This is a genomic window from Polaromonas sp. CG_9.11, from assembly GCF_015752225.1.
Classification (GTDB): domain Bacteria; phylum Pseudomonadota; class Gammaproteobacteria; order Burkholderiales; family Burkholderiaceae_C; genus Polaromonas.
Genome location: NZ_JADOVE010000009.1, coordinates 30,804 through 49,853, shown reverse-complemented (window position 1 = coordinate 49,853; position 19,050 = coordinate 30,804). Strand labels below are relative to the sequence as shown.

Genomic DNA, 19,050 nt, shown 5'->3' with positions numbered 1-19,050 from the left:
CATTCAGTAGCGACAATAGCAGCGGCACAATGACGGGTTTGGCAAAACCCCGGTGTACCCGGCTTTGGCACAAAAAGTGCATTCAAAAAATTGAGCCGAATTTTTAAACCACCATCCAGTACAGGAGATTTTGATGGCAAAGACCGTCGCAGACGTCATGAACATGGTCAAGGAAAACGAAGTCAAGTTCGTTGACTTCCGTTTTACCGACACCCGGGGCAAACAGCACCACACCACGGTGCCCGTGTCTCACTTTGATGAAAACAAATTCACCGACGGTCATGCATTTGACGGTTCGTCCATCGCCGGATGGAAAGGCATTGAAGCCTCGGACATGCAACTGATCCCCGATCCGAACACGGCCAATATTGATCCGTTCTTTGAGGAAACGACGCTGATCATGACGTGCGACGTGATCGAGCCAACGGATGGCAAGGCCTACGAGCGTGATCCGCGCTCCATCGCCAAGCGCGCAGAAGCCTACCTGAAGTCCACCGGTCTGGCCGACACCGCCTACTTCGGACCAGAACCTGAGTTCTTCATCTTCGACGGTGTGCGCTGGAGCACCGAGCCGGGCCACAGCTTCTACGAAATCGAAGAGTACGAAGCACCGTGGAACAGCGGCACCAAGCTCGAAGGCGGCAACCGGGGCCACCGTCCGACCGTCAAGGGCGGCTATTTCCCCGTGCCTCCGGTTGATAGCACGCAGGACATGCGCGCCGAAATGTCCCTGATCCTCGAATCACTCGGCATTCCGGTCGAGGTGTTCCACCATGAAGTCGCTGGCGCTGGCCAGAACGAGATTGGCACGCGTTTTTCGACCCTGGTCGAGCGCGCTGACTGGACCATCCTGCAAAAGTATGTGGTGCACAACGTGGCCAACGCCTACGGCAAGACCGCCACCTTCATGCCCAAGCCTTACGCTGGCGACAACGGCTCGGGCATGCATGTGCACCAGTCGGTGTGGAAAGATGGCAAAAACCTGTTTGCTGGGGACGGCTATGCCGGATTAAGCGATTTTGCGCTGCACTACATCGGCGGCATCATCAAGCACGCCCGTGCCTTGAACGCCATCACCAACCCCGGCACCAACAGTTACCGCCGCCTGGTGCCGCACTTCGAGGCTCCGGTCAAACTGGCTTACTCGGCCAAGAACCGCTCGGCGTCGATCCGCATTCCTTACGTGGCCAACCCCAAGGGCCGCCGCGTCGAAGCGCGCTTCCCCGATCCGCTGATGAACCCTTACCTGGGCTTTGCGGCCCTGTTGATGGCCGGCATGGACGGCGTGGAAAACAAGATCCACCCCGGCGAAGCTGCCACCAAGGACCTGTACCATCTCCCGCCGGAAGAAGACAAACTGGTACCCACCGTCTGCCACAGCCTGGACCAGGCGCTGGAAGAACTGGACAAGGACCGCGCCTTCCTGACCAAGGGCGGCGTGTTCACCGACAGCATGCTCGATGCCTACATCGAGTTGAAGATGGGCGAAGTCAACCGCACCCGCGTTGAAGTCGCGCCGGTCGAATTCGACATGTACTTCTCGCTGTAAGCACGGCCCAGCCGCTGGCTTCCCTGGCAAGCAGGAAGGCCAGCGACGTATGAAAAAAGGATGGCGTCTGCCATCCTTTTTTCATGGGCGTGTGGAATAGATGCGCTGCAGATTTCGCATTTTTTCCGCTTTGACGCATACTCTCAGGCGATTCTTGTCTCCATCCCGCACACTGCATGCAAGCGGCTCCAGACGCTGGACATTTTCCTATGAACAACATCTCATTCCCGTATTCCCTGCCATCCCTTTCCAGCCTGTCGCTGGTGTCGCTGCTGTTGCTTGGCCCCGGCTCCATTGCCTGGGCGCAACAGATTTTTCGCTGCGCCGGCCTTGGTGGCGCAGCGCCTGAATACATCAACAACGTCAAGGATGCGCAATCGCGCAACTGCAAAGAGGTTTCCGGCGGCAATGTCACGGTAGTGCAGGGTACGCCGGTTCCAAAAGCGCCTGCGCGCGTGGCCACCAGCCCGGCAGCGGGAAATTCGCGTGCGGACAGCAACCCCGACCAGCGGGCGCGCGACAGCGATTCGCGCATCATCCTGGAGTCGGAACTCAGGAAATCCGATGCCCGGCTGGCCGAACTGCAAAAGGAATACAACAACGGCGAGCCAGAGAAGCAAGGTATCGAGGGTCGCAACTACCAGCGTTACCTTGACCGTGTCAGCGACCTGAAAGACAGCATTGCGCGCAGCCAGAGCGACGTTGCCGGCCTGAAGCGCGAGATTTCCCGCTTGCCGGCAGCAAATTAAGCCGGGTGGATCGGCTTCTGGATGAAAATGGACGCTTGAAAAAGCCATCCGCCCCCACCTTTGTGTCTTCCTTCCCGGCTTCGGGCACCATCCGTTTCCAGGCCTTTGACCTGCTGGCCACACTGGTTGCGGTGGTCCGCACCGATGGCTGCGTGGTGTTTGCCAATGCCGCCCTCGAAGACGCCCTCGGCACCTCGCGCCGGACCATCGAGGGCTCGCAACTGCCCGAATGCTTCACCGAGCCGCAGATCCTCAAGCATGCGCTGGAAGGCGCGGGCAGCAATGAATTTGCCGCGCTGCGCTATGACGCCTGGCTGCGGCGCCTGAACCATGAGCCGATGCCGGTGCATGTCGTGGTCGCGCAGACCGACACGCCTGGCGAAGCCATCGTGGAAATGCTCCCGCTGGAGCAGCAGGCCAAGCAGGACCGCGAGGAACGCCTGATTGACCAGGCACAGGCCAACAAGGAACTGATCCGCAACCTGGCGCACGAAATCAAGAACCCGCTGGGCGGCATTCGCGGCGCGGCGCAACTGTTGCAGATGGAAATCGGCAAGGACTTGACCGAATACACGCAGGTGATCATTCATGAAGCCGACCGGCTGCAGACGCTGGTGGACCGCCTGCTGGCGCCGCACCGCCGGCCCCACCTGGTGGGCGACGTGAACATCCACGAGGTCTGCGAGCGGGTTCGTTCACTCATCCTGGCGGAGTTTCCCAAGGGGCTGCGGGTGGTGCGCGACTACGACACGTCGATTCCCGAATTTCGCGGCGACAGCGAGCAGCTGATTCAAGCCGTGCTGAACATTGCCCACAATGCGGCCCAGGAACTGGCCGAACACATCACGGCAGGAGCCGCGACCATCACTTTCAGGACGCGGGTTGCGCGGCAGATAACTTTTGGCAAGAAACGCTATCGACTGGCACTGGAATTGCATGTGATTGACAATGGGCCGGGTGTTCCGGACTCCATCAAAGACCGTATTTTCTATCCCCTGATTTCAGGGCGTGAAGGCGGTTCGGGGCTGGGGCTGACACTGGCGCAAACCTTTGTCCAGCAACACCACGGTTTGATCGAGTGCGAAAGCCGGCCCGGCCATACAGACTTCAAGCTGCTGATACCGCTGCCCTGAAGTCTGCTGTCTTTCATCAAAGATAACCACGCTCGAAGCAAAGGGACCCCAAAGCATGAAACCGATCTGGATTGTTGACGATGACCAGTCCATCCGGTTTGTTCTGGAAAAAGCGCTGCTGCGCGAAGGTCTGCCCACGCGCAGCTTCACCAATCCGCGCGAAGTCCTGGCGGCGCTCGAGGTTGCCACCGAAGGCGACGGACCGCAAATCCTGGTCAGCGACATCCGCATGCCCGGTGGCTCGGGTTTGGACCTTCTTGAAAAGGTCAAGGCCAGGCTGCCTGGCCTGCCGGTCATCATCATGACGGCCTTTTCCGACCTGGACAGCGCCGTGTCGGCCTTTCAGGGCGGGGCGTTCGAATACCTGCCCAAGCCTTTCGATCTTCACAAGGCGGTCGAGCTGATCCGCCGCGCCGTGGAGGAAAGCCAGCGCGAGGAAGTGGCCGAGGAACGCATGGCCGCCGCGCCCGAGATGCTGGGCCAGGCGCCGGCAATGCAGGACGTGTTTCGCGCCATTGGCCGGCTGAGCCAGAGCATGGTCACGGTGATGATCACCGGCGAATCGGGCTCGGGCAAGGAACTGGTGGCACGTGCGCTGCACAAGCATTCGCCACGCGCCAACGGACCGTTCATCGCCATCAACACCGCCGCCATCCCGAAGGATTTGCTGGAAAGCGAGTTGTTCGGCCATGAGCGCGGCGCCTTCACCGGCGCGCAGACGCTGCGCCGTGGCCGCTTCGAGCAGGCGGACGGGGGAACGCTGTTCCTTGATGAAATCGGCGACATGCCGTTCGACCTGCAGACCCGGCTGTTGCGTGTGCTCAGCGATGGCAATTTCTACCGCGTGGGCGGGCACAACGCCGTCAAGACCAATGTGCGGGTGATTGCCGCCACGCACCAGGACCTGGAGCAGCGCGTCAAGGAAGGCGGCTTTCGCGAAGACCTGTTTCACCGCCTGAACGTGATTCGCCTGCGCCTGCCGGCGCTGCGCGAGCGGCGCGAGGATGTATTCATGCTGACGCGGCACTTCCTGCAGCAAAGCGCCAAACAACTCGGCGTCGAGCCCAAGCGCATTTCAGAGGCGGCTCTGCAGCAGCTGAGCCTGTTCGGTTTTCCCGGCAATGTGCGCCAGTTAGAGAATATCTGCCATTGGCTGACCGTCATGGCGCCGGCCCAGGTGATCGAACCCAAGGACCTGCCACCCGAAGTGCTCGGCTCGACGCCGGAGTGGAAATCCAGCGCGCAGCTGGCTGAAAAAACCGACTTGTCGCGGCAGGAACCTACCAGCGATACCTTCAGGCCGACCGTCGTCGCGTATCCGTCCGAATTCCCCGCGCTGCCAGCGCAGGCGGTGCACGCAACCGTTACCGAGAACGGCGCACTGCCATCGGCATGGGAAACCGGCCTGGAGGCCGAGGCGCTGGCCTTGCTGGTGTCGGGCCGCAGCGATGTCTGGGATGTGCTGACGCGCCGGTTTGAATCCCGCCTGATCCGGACCGCGCTGTCCAACACGAACGGCCGGCGCATCGAGGCGGCGCACAAGCTCGGCATCGGACGCAACACCATCACACGCAAGATACAGGAACTTAATCTTGAATGAATAAGTGGTTTTGCGCATGCCCCGTATGCGCTAGTAGCTATTTTCTTGATAGCAAGTTACATTTTTCCGCGAACTGATCAAGTTCATAGAGAAGTCATGTCTTGCGTTGCGGTTCCCATGCCGCCGTGACGTGCTCCTTGACCTGGCTTGCGCCGCTTCAGGTACTTTGCAAACAGGCCGTTTTCTGCATGGCCCAGCCCAACGAGTTGCTGCCGCCGTTGAGCTTGGTCTTCAGGGTCCGGAACAAAGGCACAGTTTTTCAACTCGGTGTCGAGCAGTCAGCGCGTGTTCAGGATGGCTGTGTAAACATCGGGTTGAAGTTTAGTCGTGCCACTGCAAAAGCGATCCAGGTCGATAACTGCCAGCCGACACCTTCGCCCACTTGCGATCCCTTTGCCATCGCATGCTCCCGCAGGTTGCCCGCATCGCCCGCGAGCTTTTGGAGTCACTGATTTTGTCTATAAGCTCTTGAGGGTTGAGAGAAACTCTTGGGCCAAAACATCTGTCAACCCCGCGTTCTGGTTGACTGCCGATTGCACCAGGACAATATGCCTCTGCTCTGATACCTGTGCAATTTCGATGATCTGCAGCTTTGGATCCGCCAGCCACCGGCTGCCGTTGAGGAGAGGAAGAATCGACACACCCAGGTCTGACCGGATGAGCTCCACAATCGTTTCGATTGAATTGAGTTCCAGAAATTCGTTAGGTTTGATTCGCAGCTTTCGCAACGTACGTTCAACGATCTGCCCGGTGAGCTCCGTGCGGTCGAAACGCAGGAAGGGATGAGACTTCAATCCGGATTGCACCGTTTTTTCGCTCGCCTTTCGGGGGCAGACCAGCACCATGGGCTCCGAGTACAAGGCTGTCCAGGCCAAACCCGACCCGCTTTGTCCGGGATCACGAACCACCACAGCGGCATCCAGTTCTCCCGAACCGACCTTGGACAGCAACTCAATGGATTTGGCGGCACTGATGTGCAGATCCAGCGATGGATGACGTGCTCTCACCGCCAGGCAGGCACGCACCAATGACCGGACCGTTGAGACAACAGCGCCAAGATTGACGGTTCCTGACAAGGTTTCCGTGCCTGCGGCACTCAACAGCTTTTCATACTGGGCGATGAGATGCTTGATCTTTGGAAGCAACTCCCGCCCCGTTCCGTTGAGCGTTATCACCTTGCCCTGCCGTTCGAACAGCGGCCGACGCATCTCTCCTTCCAACACCCGCATCTGCAAACCTACGGCGGCCTGCGTCAGGGCGACCTTGAGTGCTGCAGCCGCGAAGGAGCCCTCGGTTGCTACGGAAACGAATGTTTTGAGTGTGCGAATACTGCTCATTGAATGGCGTTTTCAGAGGGGGCAAAGACAAATTCTGAATAAAGTTTTTCTTTATCATAAAGCGAAAATAACTCGATTGATTTTTTTGTTGAGGATTCGATAATTATCTGTATCCACTACGTCACATGGCTTGTTCCAAAGGATACACAGATGAAATTTTTCCCTGCAGTGTTGCTGTTTGCATATGCTGTCTTGGCCGGGTCATTGGTACATGCTCAGAGCTACCCGGACAGACCTGTACGCATCATCATCCCGTTTCCACCCGGCGGCGCGACGGACACACTTGCGCGGGTGGTGTCCCAAAAAATGGGTAAGACACTGGGCCAGACCATCATCGTTGAAAACCGCGCGGGCGCGACCGGGGCTATTGGTTCGGACGCGATCGCCAAGGCGGCGCCGGATGGCTACAACCTTTTGCTGGCGACTTCATCGACCCATGCCATCGCCCCGGCCATCAACTCACGTCTGCCCTACGACGTGGCACGGGACTTCACACCCATCACGCAGCTGGGCAGCGCCGCCGCCATCTTGCTGGTGCCGAATAATTCGCCAGCCAAGTCTGTGCAAAATCTGGTCGACATCGCACGCAAGAATCCGGGGCGCCTTAACTATGGATCCAGCGGAAAGGGCTCGTATTCGCATCTGGTGGCCGCGATATTTCAAGCCAAGACGAACACCTTGATGACGCACATTCCCTATAAGGGAACAGCGGCTGTGATTCCCGACATGATTGGGGGAAGCATTGACTTCATGTTTGAATCAATCTCGGTGGCCTTGCCGCGTGTTCGCGAAGGTCAGCTTCGAGCGTTGGGTGTGACCTCTCCCAAACGCACCCCACTGGCTCCCGAATTTCCGGCAATTTCCGAAACGGTGCCGGGCTTTGAGTCACTTGTGTGGTATGGACTGTATGGGCCCAAAGGCATGCCGGAAGACATTGTTCAGCGGATCAACGCAGCTGCCAACCAGGCACTTGACGATGCAGAGGTAAAGGCGCAATTCACCCGACTCGGAATTGACCCGGCCGGGGGTACACCACAACAGTTCACGCAAATGGTCGTTGCTGATTCAGCCAAATGGAAGCGTATTGCGACTGAACTAAAGGTAGCGCTGGACTGAAAAGAATCACGCATGCCCCGTGCAAATGCATCTCGACCCCATAAATCCTTGCCTCAAGTTAAAAGCTCGACTTTTTGCATACATCAGGGGTTTGTGGCACTCCCGGCAGCACAAGCTGGGCGGTTGATTTTGCGCAGGGAAACAATGCCATGGATGGGGAGATGGGCACAGCTGTCGCAACGATCATCACTCAAGCCGTTGGCAATGGAATTGGGAGCGATGCATTTGTCATTCGCCCTGATGGCGAGGCGTTGCAGGGACGCAATACCTCGGGTGGCGTGCTTCAAGACTGAATATCCGGAGTTTTCCCGCAAAAACTGGCAGCAGCGGCCCCATAGCCCGCACCTTTGCGCTGTTAGAAAAGGCCTTTTTCCCTTGGGGATTCGCGCCGAATGTGGGTGAAGTTTTCCTGCCGGGTGCCTGCAGGCTCCGGGCTCCGGTGCCTCAAGTGTCCTGCCCGACCGTCACAAGCTGCTGCAGATTTTTGAATATCGACATTTATTTTTTTGGAAATGAAACATTGCAAATTATCCTGTTTTGACAAGGCAGGAGTATTCCTGCGATGCTGTTTCAACCATCTTTTCGGGCGGCTTCACCTGCCTCTTTTACTTACCTGTCCAGGAACCATTCATATGCGTTTTTTCTCCAACTTTTATCGTTTGCTGGGGGGGGTCTGTCTCATCGCCGCATCAGCGACCACGCAGGCGCAAGCCTGGCCCGAGCGGCCTGTGCGGCTTGTGGTGCCATTTCCCGCAGGCGGCGCAACCGACCTCGTGGCACGGGTCATCGCGCAGCGAGTGTCCAGGGACATGGGCCAGCAGGTCATTGTGGACAACAAGGCCGGCGCGGGCGGCACCATCGGGGCGGCAGAGGCTGCCAAGGCAGTGGCGGATGGCTACACCCTGCTGTTGACGACCAGCAGCACGCACGCCATCTCGCCCCACCTCATGCCACGGTTGCCCTACGACGCCCTCAAGGATTTCACACCCATCGCGCATCTGGCCGATGCGGCGAGCGTGGTGCTTGTGACGCCGTCGCTCCCGGTCAAAACGGTGGCCGAACTGATCGACTATGCCAAAAAGCATCCCGGCCAGCTCAACTACGCCAGCAGCGGCAACGGCACCATCGTGCACTTGACGACCGAGGCCTTCAAGGCCCAGGCGGGCGTGTTCATCACCCACGTTCCCTACAAGGGCACGGCTCTGGCCATTCCCGATGTGATTGCCGGCTCGGTGCAGGTGCTGATCGATGCCATTCCCTCAGGCATGCCGCATGTCAGGAGCGGGCGTCTGCGTGCCCTGGCCGTCACCGGCGACAAGCGCTCGACCCTGGCGCCCGAACTGCCGACTGTGGCCGAGGCAGGCCTGCCGGGTTTCTCATCCGTCACTTGGTTCGGGCTGTATGCACCGCGCAATCTGAAGCCTGAGTTGGTGGCGCGTGTGCACGACGCATTCGAAAAAGCCGCCCACGCACCTGACGTGGTGGAAAGCCTGGCCAAACTTGGCGTGGAACCTGCGCCATTGGGTGCGCCCGCACAGTTCGCCGCCATGGTGTCTGCCGACAGCCAGCGCTGGGCGCGCATCATTCGCGACCGCAAAATCAACCTTGAATAAACAACACATCATGAAGACTTCATCCAAGCTCGACTTCACCAATCCTTATCCTTCGGCCCGCTCTGCGGTGCTGGGGCGCAATGTGGTCAGCACCTCGCAGCCGCTCGCTGCACAGGCCGGCCTGCGCATGCTGCTGGCCGGCGGCAATGCCGTTGATGCCGCCATCGCCACTGCCATGGCGCTGACCGTCGTCGAGCCGACCGGCTGCGGCCTGGGCAGCGATGGTTTTGCCATCGTCTGGGACGGCAAGGAACTGCACGGCCTGAACGCCTCGGGCCGCTCGCCAGCGGCCTGGTCCGCCGACCGATTTGCCGGCCAGGGCGCCATGCCCGACAAGGGCTGGGACGCCGTCACCGTGCCCGGTGCGGTTTCCGCCTGGAGCGCACTTTCGCGCCGGTTCGGTCGCCTGCCGTTCGCCGATCTGGCCCAACCTGCCATTGACTGCGCGCGCAACGGCTTTGCGGTGTCGCCGATCATTTCGCATCTGTGGGCAATGGGCGGCGCGCGGCTGGGCGACCAGCCAGGTTTTGCCGAATGCTTTCTGCCCGGTGGCCGCGCCCCTCATGCTGGCGAGGTGTTTCGAAGCGAAGCCCATGCCAGCACGCTCGAAGCCATTGCCGAAAGCCATGGCGAGTCGTTTTACCGGGGTGCGCTGGCCCAACGTATTGCTGCGCATGCGCGGGAACATGGCGGGGTGCTGACCGAGGACGATCTGGCGAAGCACAGCGCCGACTGGTGCGGCACGCTGGCGCAGCCTTTCGCCGGTTCCGTGGTGCACGAGTTGCCGCCGAACGGGCAGGGCATTGCCACGCTGATGGCGCTGGGCATGATGCAATCCCTGGGTATTGGTCAACAGCCGGTTGATCATGTGGACACGGTGCACCTGTCGATTGAGGCGATGAAGCTCGCACTGGCAGACCTGTACCAGTACAACGCCGACATTGACGCGATGCAGATACCGCCCAGTGCGCTGCTGGAACCGGCCTATCTGGCCGAGCGCGCCAGACTGATTGACCGCAACCAGGCCGGCGACCCCGGTCATGGCACGCCCAAGCCAGGCGGCACCGTGTATGTGGCGGCGGCGGATGCTTCCGGGATGATGGTGTCTTTCATCCAGTCCAACTACATGGGTTTTGGCTCGGGCATCGTCGTGCCCGGAACCGGCATCAGCCTGCAAAACCGTGGCCATGGTTTTTCCCTGGCGCAGGGACATGCCAATCAGGTCGGTCCGTCCAAGCGTCCTTCCCACACCATTATTCCGGCGTTCGCCATGCATGCCGACGGCACGCCGCAAATGGCGTTTGGCGTGATGGGCGGACCGATGCAGTCCCAGGGCCATGTGCAAATGGCCTTGCGTGTGCTGCACTATGGGCAGAATCCGCAGGCGGCAGCCGATGCCCCCCGCTGGCGTGTGACGGGGGGTCGTCAGGTGGCGGTCGAGCCGGGCTTTGATGCCGCCGTGGTCAGTGGGCTGGTTGCGCGCGGGCATGAAGTCACCGTCGAGCGCGGCAATGGCGTGTTCGCATTCGGTGGCGCGCAGCTGGTATTCAGGCAGGGGGATGGCTATATTGCCGGCTCCGACCCCCGCAAGGACGGCCAGGCCGTGGCGTTTTGAAGTCATGGGCATCGACCTGATCCTTGTCGCGGAGTTGCTGGTGCTGGGCTGCATTTCCGGCTTCCTGGCCGGCCTGCTGGGCATCGGCGGCGGCATGCTGCTGGTGCCGGCGCTGACTTACCTTGCCACCGCGCAAGGTTTTCCGGCGGGCTATGTCGTGAAGATGGCGGTCGCCACTTCGCTGGCAACCATTTTGTTCACATCGCTGGCCTCCGTGCGTGCCCACCACAAGCGCGGCGCCGTTCGCTGGGATGTCGTCAAGCTGCTTGCGCCGGGCATTGTGGCCGGTTCGCTGCTGGGCGCGCAGATTGCCAGGCTGCTCTCCAGCAAAACACTGGCCCTTGTTTTTGCTGTTTTTGTCACCTATTCGGCAGTGCAGATGTTCATCGACAAAAAGCCCAAGCCATCACGGCAATTGCCGCAAGGCGCTGGCATGTTCGGCGCCGGTACGCTGATCGGTACGCTGTCGTCGCTGGTCGGTGCAGGTGGCGGTTTTATCTCGGTGCCGTTCATGGCCTGGTGCAATGTGGCCATTCACACGGCCGTGGCGACTTCGTCGGCATTGGGATTTCCGATTGCGCTGGCCGGCACCATCGGCTACCTCATTGCAGGCTGGAACCTGCACGGCGTGCCTCAAGGCAGCTTTGGCTACCTTTACCTGCCTGCGCTGGTGCTGATTGCAGTGACCAGTGTCATTTTTGCGCCTTTGGGTGCCCGGGCGGCTCACACCCTCAATGTCAGGCAGCTCAAGCGCGCGTTTGCCTGCCTGCTGTTCGTGTTGGCTGCGTATATGGCGAGCCGGGGGCTGGCGGCCTGACGATGCGCGCTGAAATTATTGTCAGAATAGCCTCTGGCGCACGGTCTATGGGTGCTATCTGCTATTTTTTTTATAGTCAAGCGAGTTCCACCACCACCGGCACATGGTCGCTGGGCCGCTCGTTCTTGCGTGGCAGCTTGTCAATCACGCAACTGCGGACCAGTGGCTTGAGCGGATCGCTGACCAGGATGTGGTCGATCCGCAAGCCCCTGTTTCGCCGGAAGGCAAACTCCCGGTAATCCCACCAGGAATAGCTTTTCTCCGGCTGGTCGAACATGCGGAAGGCGTCCGTCAGGCCGAGCTTGACCAAGGCCTGGAAATGCAGCCGTTCTTCGCTGGTGTGGTGGATGGTTTCGCGCAGGCCTTCGGGGTCAAAGCTGTCGCGGTCGTCGGCAGTGATGTTGAAGTCGCCCAGCAGCACCAGATTCGGATGCTGGGCCAGTTCGTCCCGCAGCCAGTGGCGCAGGCTCTCCAGCCACTTCATCTTGTAGTCGAACTTCTCGCTGCCCGGCGACTGGCCATTGACGAAGTAGCCGTTGACGACCCGGATTTCACCGGTGGGCATGTCCACCGTGGCGGCAATGACGCGCGATTGTTCGTCGGTGAAGCCGACGATGTTCTTTACAACGTTGCGAGCCGGCGTGCGGCTCAGGATGGCGACGCCGTTGTAGGTTTTTTGGCCGAACACCGCACTGTGGTAGCCAGCGGCTTCAAGTGCAGCCATGGGGAACTTGTCGTCGCTGAGCTTGAGTTCCTGCAGGCACAGCACATCGACCGGATGGGCCGCGAGCCAGTCGAGCACCTGCGGCAGCCGTACCGTCAGTGAGTTGATGTTCCAGGTGGCAATTTTCATCGGAATAGAAGCCTTGGTGCGGCGGTGAAGTGGAACAAGGTTTTGATCAAGGGGGCAAGTTTCGCATTATTCGTGTGGCTTGCGGCCGGCCGGTATTTTCTGGTGGGCAGGGCAGCAGTGCCTAGCGGCATGTACTGCTTACACCTTGCGACGACCTTCGCTTGCGCAAGGCTTGCAAGCCAGTGCGTTGGTTGATTACCATTCCATCAGGCCGGGTTTTATTGTTTTTCATCATGGCATGCACCGTGCAGCTCAGCCGGCCCGGTTGAAGTTCAAAAGGTCTGCCCATGAACATTGCTGCTTGTCCGATAGACGACGTTTGCGCTGACATGGCTTTGCCGGCACAGTGCGGCGCCGGCCTTGCGCAGGCAAGTGCATGGGCTGCGCTGTCCGGAAGCGTCGGGCACGGGTGCTTGCCGTGGCAGTCGACTGGCTGGATGAGAAGCCTCATTGCCGCCATCTTGCTGGTGCTGGTCGCAGGCACCAGCCACGGTGCACCGGTGCTTGTGCTTGAAGTCCACGATGCCATCGGCCCGGCCAGCGCCGACTACCTGATTCGCGGCCTGTCCAGGGCCAAAACGGCCAATGCGCCGCTGGTCGTGATCTCGCTCGACACGCCGGGCGGACTGGACACCTCGATGCGTCAAATCATCCAAGCGATGCTGTCTTCACCGGTGCCGGTGGCGGTGTTCGTCAGTCCCGAAGGTGCGCGGGCCGCCAGCGCGGGAACCTATATTTTGTATGCCGCGCACATGGCCGCCATGACGCCGGCCACCACGCTGGGCGCAGCCACGCCGGTGGCCATTGGCCTGCCAGGTTTTGGCAGCCCGCCCGGCAACCGGCGTCGCGAAACTCCGCCGGATGACGCCAAAAATGGCAATCAGAAAGCCGGTGCGCCTGCGCAGGTGCCGGCCGCCGACGCCATGACCGCCAAGCAGGTCAACGATGCGGCCGCTTTCATTCGCGGCCTGGCGCAGCAGCGCGGGCGCAATGCCGAATGGGCTGAACGCGCGGTGCGCGAGTCGGTCAGCCTGACAGCCAGCGAGGCGCTGCGCGAAAAAGTGATCGACGTGATCGCCCGCGACGTGCCCGATTTGCTGGCGCAGATCGACGGCCGCACGGTGCGTGTGCAGGGCGTCGAGGTGACGCTGGCCACGCGTGGACTGGATTTCGAGACCGTCCGGCCCGACTGGCGACAGCGCTTGCTGGCGGTGATTGCCAACCCGAGCTTCGCCCTGATCCTGATGATGATCGGCATCTACGGACTGATCTTCGAGTTCATGTCGCCTGGCTTCGGCGTGTCGGGCGTGACCGGCGCCATCTGCCTGTTGCTGGGGCTGTTTGCGCTGCAGATGCTGCCTGTCAACTACGCCGGGCTGGGCCTGGTGCTGCTCGGCATGGCGCTGTTCGCCGCCGAAATGCTGACGCCGGCCTTCGGCGTGCTCGGCATCGGCGGCGCCGTGGCATTCGTCTCCGGCGGCCTGTTGCTGTTCGACCGCGACCTTCCCGGTGCCGGCGTGCCGCTTGCGCTGATCATTGGTCTGGCCGCTGCCTCGGCTGCCTTTTTTTTGGTCGGCGGGCGCATGGCGCTGACGGCACGGCGACGCCCGGTGGTTACCGGGCATGAGGAAATGATCGGCGCGCCGGGAAAAGTGCTGGCCGTGGAAAACGATGGCACCGTCTGGGCGCTGGTGCATGGCGAGCGCTGGAAGGTCACCAGTTCCGACCCGCTGGCGTCGGGTCAGCAGGTGCGCGTGGTTGCGCTACGCGGGCTGACACTGGAAGTGCGCGCCCTTGCCGATTCTCCCTTGGCTTCACCGTGAAAGGATTCTGGTCATGATCTTCAACCTCAACTGGGGCCTGGGCGCCGTGCTCCTGCCGCTGCTGCTGATCCTGCTGTTCAGTTCGGTGCGCGTGCTGCGCGAATACCAGCGCGGTGTGGTGTTCCAGCTGGGCCGTTTCTGGCGTGTCAAGGGCCCGGGGCTGGTGCTGGTCATTCCGGGCATCCAGCAGATGGTCCGTGTGGATTTGCGGGTGGTGACGATGGATGTGCCGCCACAGGACGTGATCTCGCGCGACAACGTCTCGGTCAAGGTGAACGCGGTGGTGTTCTTTCGCGTTGTCGATCCACAAAAGGCCATCATCCAGGTGGAGAATTTCCTGATGGCCACCAGCCAGCTGGCGCAGACCACCTTGCGCGTGGTGCTTGGCAAGCACGAACTGGACGAGATGCTGGCCGAACGCGAACGGCTCAACCTGGACGTGCAGAAAATCCTCGATGCCCAAACCGATGCGTGGGGCATCAAGGTCACAAATGTCGAGATCAAGCACATCGACCTGAACGAATCGATGGTGCGGGCCATTGCGCGCCAGGCCGAAGCCGAACGCGAACGCCGCGCCAAGGTCATCCATGCCGAAGGGGAAAAGCAGGCAGCATTTGCGCTGCTGGAAGCCGCAAAAATGCTGGCGCAGCAGCCCGAGGCCATGCAGCTGCGCTACCTGCAAACCATGACCCAAGTGGCTGGCGACCGCGCATCGACCATCGTGTTTCCGCTGCCGATGGATTTGCTGGGGCGGATGCTGGGCAAGGACCGGCCAGCGGCGGATCGCAGTTGATGCTGATGTCCGGGGAAAATTACAGAGGTTTTTAATGCCCTGGCGCAATAATCACGGGCGCAAGGCGCTATTAAATATGTAGCGCAGCCAGGCCGCCGAGCAACAGGCCCACGCCTGCCAGGGCAAACATGCCGTACTCCAGCCACTTCTTGCGCGTGAGCAGTGCAATTGCCGCCAGCGCAATCGAGACCTGCAGCACGGTAGTGGCTTGTGCCCAGCGGTGGTGCTGGTGCAACTGCTCGTCAGACGAGTGGTCCCAGGCGATGGCTTCGGCTTCGAGCTTTTCAGCGCTGAGCTTGATCGCGTTCTTTTCCGTTTCGTAGCGGTCAATCCTGCTCTGGTAGGCCACCTTCTTGTCGTCAGGCGCCAGGTCGCGGGCAAATTCGGTCAGTGACTGCTTGGTGCTTTTGGCCTGAAAAAAGCTCCATTGGTTGGCTGCTTCAGTTTTTTTGATGGCGGCCGTGTTTTTGTAAAGGCCGGCATTGGCCTGCGTGGCGCCGCCCTGGTAGGAAAACAGGGCGCCCACCGTGGCGATGATGGCGGTGACGACGGCAATCTGCGCAATCAAGCCGCCGCCTTTGTCGTGGCCGTCATGTCCGCCCTGCGCGGCATGCTCCAGTTCATGGTCGTGCGGGCCGTGTACGTGAAATCCTTGTCCTGACATGCTTATCTTTTCGCTTCTTTTTGATAGGTGACAAAGCTGAATTCCAGCCCGCTGGCGGCAACATGCTTCTCCCGCGCCGCTTCAATCCATGAGGCACCGAGCTGCGGCGCAAACGCATCGCCGTCAAAGTCACGGGCAATCTCGGTGACCTCGATGCGCGCGGCCAGTGGCTCGGCCTGCGCATAGATTTGCGCGCCGCCAATGACCCAGACTTCTTCGCAGGCGCTGCACTGCACCAGCGCGTCGGCCAGGCTGCTGGCGGGTTGCGCGCCGGCTTCTCGCCAGTCCGGCTGCCGGGTGATGACCACATTCGTGCGGCCGGGCAGGGGGCGAAAGCGCGCGGGCAGCGAATCCCAGGTCTTGCGGCCCATGAGGACCGGCCAGCCCTGCGTCAGGCGCTTGAAGTGCGCCAGGTCTTCGGGCAGGTGCCAGGGCATAGCGTTTTCCTTGCCGATCACGCCATTCGCTGCGCGGGCGTAGATCAGGTTGATGCGGGGCATGCGGGCCTTGTCCATCAGACGGCTACCGGCGCCTTGATGGCCGGGTGGTGCCGGTAGTCGAGGAATTCGAAGTCCTCGAACTGGTAGTCGAAGATCGAATCGGGCTTGCGTTTGAGGTGGAGCGTCGGGTAGGGCAGAGGTTCACGACCCAGTTGCAGCGCCACCTGTTCTTGATGGTTGCTGTAGATATGGCAGTCGCCGCCGGTCCAGATGAAGTCCCCCACGTCCAGGCCGCACTGCTGCGCGACCATGTGCGTGAGCAGAGCGTAGCTGGCGATGTTGAACGGCACGCCCAGGAAGATGTCGGCGCTGCGCTGGTACAGCTGGCAGCTGAGCCGGCCCTTGCCGCCAGCTTGCGTGGCGGGCGCCACATAGAACTGGAACAGCGCGTGGCAGGGCATCAGCGCCATCTTGCTAAGTTCGGCGACGTTCCAGGCACTGACGATGATGCGGCGCGAGTCCGGGTTGTTCTTGAGGGTCTTGATGACTTCGGCAATCTGGTCAACGTGTCCGCCATCCGGCGTGGGCCAGCTGCGCCACTGCACGCCATAGACCGGACCGAGGTCGCCGTCCGGGCGCGCCCATTCGTTCCAGATCGTCACGCCGCGCTCGGTCAGCCAGTGGTTGCTGCTCGAACCCGTCAGGAACCACAGCAGTTCCTGGATGATGGACTTGACGTGAACCTTCTTGGTCGTGACCAGCGGAAAGCCTTCGTTCAGGTCAAAGCGCATCTGGTGGCCAAACACGCTTTTCGTTCCGGTGCCGGTGCGGTCGGCCTTGAGGGCGCCTTGCCTGTCCACAAGGCGCATGAGATCTTCGTATTGGGAGCGAATATGGCGGGTCATGGGGAAAACCAAGGAAAAAAACCTCGATTATGCCCGCCGCCTGCCGTTTTTACAGTTTCACGATCCGTCCCGGATTCATGATGTTCTGCGGGTCCATTGCGCGCTTGATGGCGTGCATCATCGACAGGGCCACAGGCGACTTGTAGGCCGGAAGCATGTCGGTTTTCAGGCTGCCAACGCCGTGCTCGGCGGAAATCGAGCCGTCAAACCGCGCCACCGAGTCGTACACCAGCGTGTTGACTTCATCTTCGTGGTTTCGCAGGAAGGCATGGGCATCGCCGCCTTCGGGTGCCTGCACGTTGTAGTGCAGGTTGCCGTCGCCCAGGTGGCCGAAGTTCACCAGCCGCACGCCGTCGATGTGCTGACGCAGCAAGGCGTCGGTCGCCGCCACGAACGCAGGTATGCGCGAGACGGCAATCGAAATGTCGTGCTTGATGTTCAGGCCTTCCTCGGCCTGCGCCAGCGGAATGCTTTCGCGGATGTGCCACAGGCCCTTGGCCTGCGACAGGTTTTCGGCCACCACGGCGTCCAGCACGCAGCCTTGGTCAAAGGCCGTTTCCAGCAATTGCTCAAAGCGTGCGCGCGCATGCGCTTCGGATTCGCTGTCGGAGTTTTCCAGCAGCACAAAATAGGGAGCCCCCACGCTCCCCACTGCGTGTGGTTCGCTGCCCCCCGAGGGGGCTGGCCTGGCTTGGGGCGGCCCGGCGCTGGCGGCCGGAGCCCCCACGCTCCCCACTGCGTGTGGATCGCTCTCCCCCGAGGGGGCTGGCCTGGCTTGGGGCGGCCCGGCGCTGGCGGCTGACGCGTCAAAAAAGGGCACGCGCAGTTGGGGGAAGTGTTTGTCCACCAGGCTCAGGGCGAACTGGCCCATCACTTCGAAACCGGTCAGGCTCGCGCCGAGGTGCTGGTGCGCCAGGCCGAGCAGCGTCACGGCCGCGTCCATCGACGGCAGGGCAGCCCACGCGGTCAGCCGCGCGGCCGGCTGCGGGTACAGCTTGAGCGTGGCGGCGGTGATGATGCCCAGCGTGCCTTCGCTGCCGACGAACAGATCGCGCAGGTCATAGCCGGTGTTGTCCTTGCGCAAGCCCGACAGGCCGTGCCAGATCTCGCCCTGCGCATTGACTACTTCGAGCCCCAGGCACAGGTCGCGCGCATTGCCGTAGCGCAGCACCTGCGTGCCGCCGGCATTGCTGGCCAGGTTGCCGCCAATGGTGCAACTGCCTTCGGCGGCCAGGCTCAGCGGAAACAGGAAGCCGGCTTTTTCAGCCGTCTGCTGCAGGGTTTGCAGGATGCAGCCGGCCTCGACGGTGACGGTCAGGTTGGCCGCGTCGATGGCGCGCACCGCGTTCATGCGCTGCAGGCTCAGCACCACCTGCGTGCCGGATTCGTCAGGCACCGAACCGACCACCAGGCCGGTGTTGCCGCCCTGCGGCACCAGGCTGGTGCCGGCGGTGGCACAGGCCTTGACGATGGCCGCCACCTCTTGCACGCTGGCCGGTCGCACCACGGCCAGCGCCTTGCCCTGCGACCGCTTGCGCCAGTCCTGGGTGTAGGCGCTCAGGTCGCCATCACACAGCACATGGGTCGCCCCGGTGATCTGGCGCAGGGTGTCGAGAAGCTCGGGTTGTGTCGTCATGGTGCAATGTCGCCAGCAAGGGCAGCAGAGGGCAGGTTTTTGAAGCGCAAGCGCACATGCTGCGCGCAGGCGATGAACAGCAGAAGGCACAGCAGCACTTCCACCATGGCCAGGTAGTTGCCTGGCGCGCGGTCGCTCCAGGCGCGCACCACGCCTTCGGTGAAGTACAGCCAGACCATCAGGCTGACCCAGCGGTAGGTGTACATGCGGTTCTTCCAGATCCCGGCCAGCGGGATGACCAGCGGCAGCACTTTGAGCGCCAGCAGCGAGCCGCCGGGGCGTATTGGGGCGAGCCACATTTCCCAGGCCAGGCCCAGCACAATCAGTCCGGCCAGGCTGCCCAGGGCCAGCAGGCGTGTCATTTCAATTTGGTTTGCTTTGTTCATCTTGGTCTTTAAGGGCAATGG

The 19,050-nt window shown here is 61.3% G+C and carries 17 protein-coding genes; 10 read left to right on the top strand and 7 right to left on the bottom strand.

What is annotated here, in order from left to right; all coding sequences use genetic code 11:
• The first annotated feature begins 133 nt into the window (after positions 1–133).
• The 4 genes from glnA to ntrC all read left to right on the top strand — a co-directional run bounded on the left by glnA (position 134) and on the right by ntrC (position 5,031).
• On the top strand, positions 134–1,549 hold the full coding sequence (gene glnA / locus IWX85_RS09325; protein WP_196869550.1) for a type I glutamate--ammonia ligase: 1,416 nt from the start codon (positions 134–136) through the stop codon (positions 1,547–1,549).
• Positions 1,550–1,758: 209 nt separating this feature from the next.
• Positions 1,759–2,298, top strand: a complete 540-nt coding sequence (locus IWX85_RS09320; RefSeq protein ID WP_196869549.1) for a hypothetical protein — start codon at positions 1,759–1,761, stop codon at positions 2,296–2,298.
• 35 nt (positions 2,299–2,333) lie between these two features.
• The gene (gene glnL / locus IWX85_RS09315) at positions 2,334–3,431 is read left to right on the top strand and encodes a nitrogen regulation protein NR(II) (protein ID WP_196869548.1); all 1,098 of its coding nucleotides are present in this window, start codon (positions 2,334–2,336) and stop codon (positions 3,429–3,431) included.
• Between the two features lie 55 nt (positions 3,432–3,486).
• On the top strand, positions 3,487–5,031 hold the full coding sequence (ntrC, locus tag IWX85_RS09310) for a nitrogen regulation protein NR(I) (protein WP_196869547.1): 1,545 nt from the start codon (positions 3,487–3,489) through the stop codon (positions 5,029–5,031).
• Between the two features lie 458 nt (positions 5,032–5,489).
• Here ntrC and IWX85_RS09305 read toward each other — a convergent pair whose 3' ends face one another.
• Positions 5,490–6,368 (bottom strand): LysR substrate-binding domain-containing protein, encoded by an 879-nt coding sequence (locus IWX85_RS09305; protein ID WP_196869546.1) that lies wholly within the window; start codon positions 6,366–6,368, stop codon positions 5,490–5,492.
• A gap of 150 nt (positions 6,369–6,518) precedes the next feature.
• On the opposite strand from IWX85_RS09305, the gene IWX85_RS09300 reads away from it, so the two are divergent.
• The 4 genes from IWX85_RS09300 (at position 6,519) to IWX85_RS09285 (ending at position 11,529) form a co-directional block, all read left to right on the top strand.
• Positions 6,519–7,484, top strand: a complete 966-nt coding sequence (locus tag IWX85_RS09300; RefSeq protein ID WP_196869545.1) for a tripartite tricarboxylate transporter substrate binding protein — start codon at positions 6,519–6,521, stop codon at positions 7,482–7,484.
• Positions 7,485–8,116: 632 nt separating this feature from the next.
• Positions 8,117–9,097 (top strand): tripartite tricarboxylate transporter substrate binding protein, encoded by a 981-nt coding sequence (locus IWX85_RS09295; RefSeq protein ID WP_196869544.1) that lies wholly within the window; start codon positions 8,117–8,119, stop codon positions 9,095–9,097.
• A gap of 10 nt (positions 9,098–9,107) precedes the next feature.
• Positions 9,108–10,712, top strand: a complete 1,605-nt coding sequence (locus tag IWX85_RS09290; RefSeq protein WP_196869543.1) for a gamma-glutamyltransferase family protein — start codon at positions 9,108–9,110, stop codon at positions 10,710–10,712.
• 4 nt (positions 10,713–10,716) lie between these two features.
• Entirely contained in the window at positions 10,717–11,529 is an 813-nt protein-coding gene (locus tag IWX85_RS09285; protein WP_036811051.1) for a sulfite exporter TauE/SafE family protein, read from the top strand.
• Between the two features lie 76 nt (positions 11,530–11,605).
• Here the strand turns inward: IWX85_RS09285 and xth are convergent, their stop codons facing one another.
• Complete coding sequence (gene xth / locus IWX85_RS09280; RefSeq protein WP_036811055.1) at positions 11,606–12,382, bottom strand: exodeoxyribonuclease III; 777 nt, start codon at positions 12,380–12,382, stop codon at positions 11,606–11,608.
• A 437-nt stretch (positions 12,383–12,819) separates the two neighbouring features.
• Here xth and IWX85_RS09275 point away from each other — a divergent pair, with 437 nt between their 5' ends.
• Both IWX85_RS09275 and IWX85_RS09270 read left to right on the top strand, forming a co-directional pair.
• Complete coding sequence (locus tag IWX85_RS09275; RefSeq protein WP_196869542.1) at positions 12,820–14,205, top strand: nodulation protein NfeD; 1,386 nt, start codon at positions 12,820–12,822, stop codon at positions 14,203–14,205.
• 13 nt (positions 14,206–14,218) lie between these two features.
• Positions 14,219–14,998 carry a slipin family protein gene (locus IWX85_RS09270; RefSeq protein WP_196869541.1) on the top strand — a complete coding sequence of 260 codons (780 nt, stop codon included), beginning with the start codon at positions 14,219–14,221 and terminating at the stop codon, positions 14,996–14,998.
• A 70-nt stretch (positions 14,999–15,068) separates the two neighbouring features.
• On the opposite strand, the gene IWX85_RS09265 is transcribed toward IWX85_RS09270, so the two are convergent.
• From IWX85_RS09265 to IWX85_RS09245, 5 genes are read right to left on the bottom strand one after another with little or no spacing between them, the layout of a single operon-like run.
• Positions 15,069–15,662, bottom strand: coding sequence for a DUF4337 domain-containing protein (locus IWX85_RS09265; protein ID WP_036811061.1), 594 nt, complete (start codon positions 15,660–15,662; stop codon positions 15,069–15,071).
• Positions 15,663–15,664: 2 nt separating this feature from the next.
• Positions 15,665–16,162: a dihydrofolate reductase gene (locus IWX85_RS09260; protein ID WP_036813917.1), complete on the bottom strand. Its 498-nt coding sequence runs from the start codon at positions 16,160–16,162 to the stop codon at positions 15,665–15,667.
• A gap of 14 nt (positions 16,163–16,176) precedes the next feature.
• Positions 16,177–17,007 (bottom strand): thymidylate synthase, encoded by an 831-nt coding sequence (locus tag IWX85_RS09255; RefSeq protein ID WP_196869540.1) that lies wholly within the window; start codon positions 17,005–17,007, stop codon positions 16,177–16,179.
• Positions 17,008–17,056: 49 nt separating this feature from the next.
• Positions 17,057–18,643, bottom strand: a complete 1,587-nt coding sequence (locus tag IWX85_RS09250; RefSeq protein WP_196869539.1) for an FAD-binding oxidoreductase — start codon at positions 18,641–18,643, stop codon at positions 17,057–17,059.
• Positions 18,640–19,029, bottom strand: a complete 390-nt coding sequence (locus IWX85_RS09245) for a DUF2069 domain-containing protein (protein ID WP_196869538.1) — start codon at positions 19,027–19,029, stop codon at positions 18,640–18,642. The genes IWX85_RS09250 and IWX85_RS09245 overlap by 4 nt, the downstream gene beginning before the upstream one ends.
• Positions 19,030–19,050 lie beyond the last annotated feature (21 nt).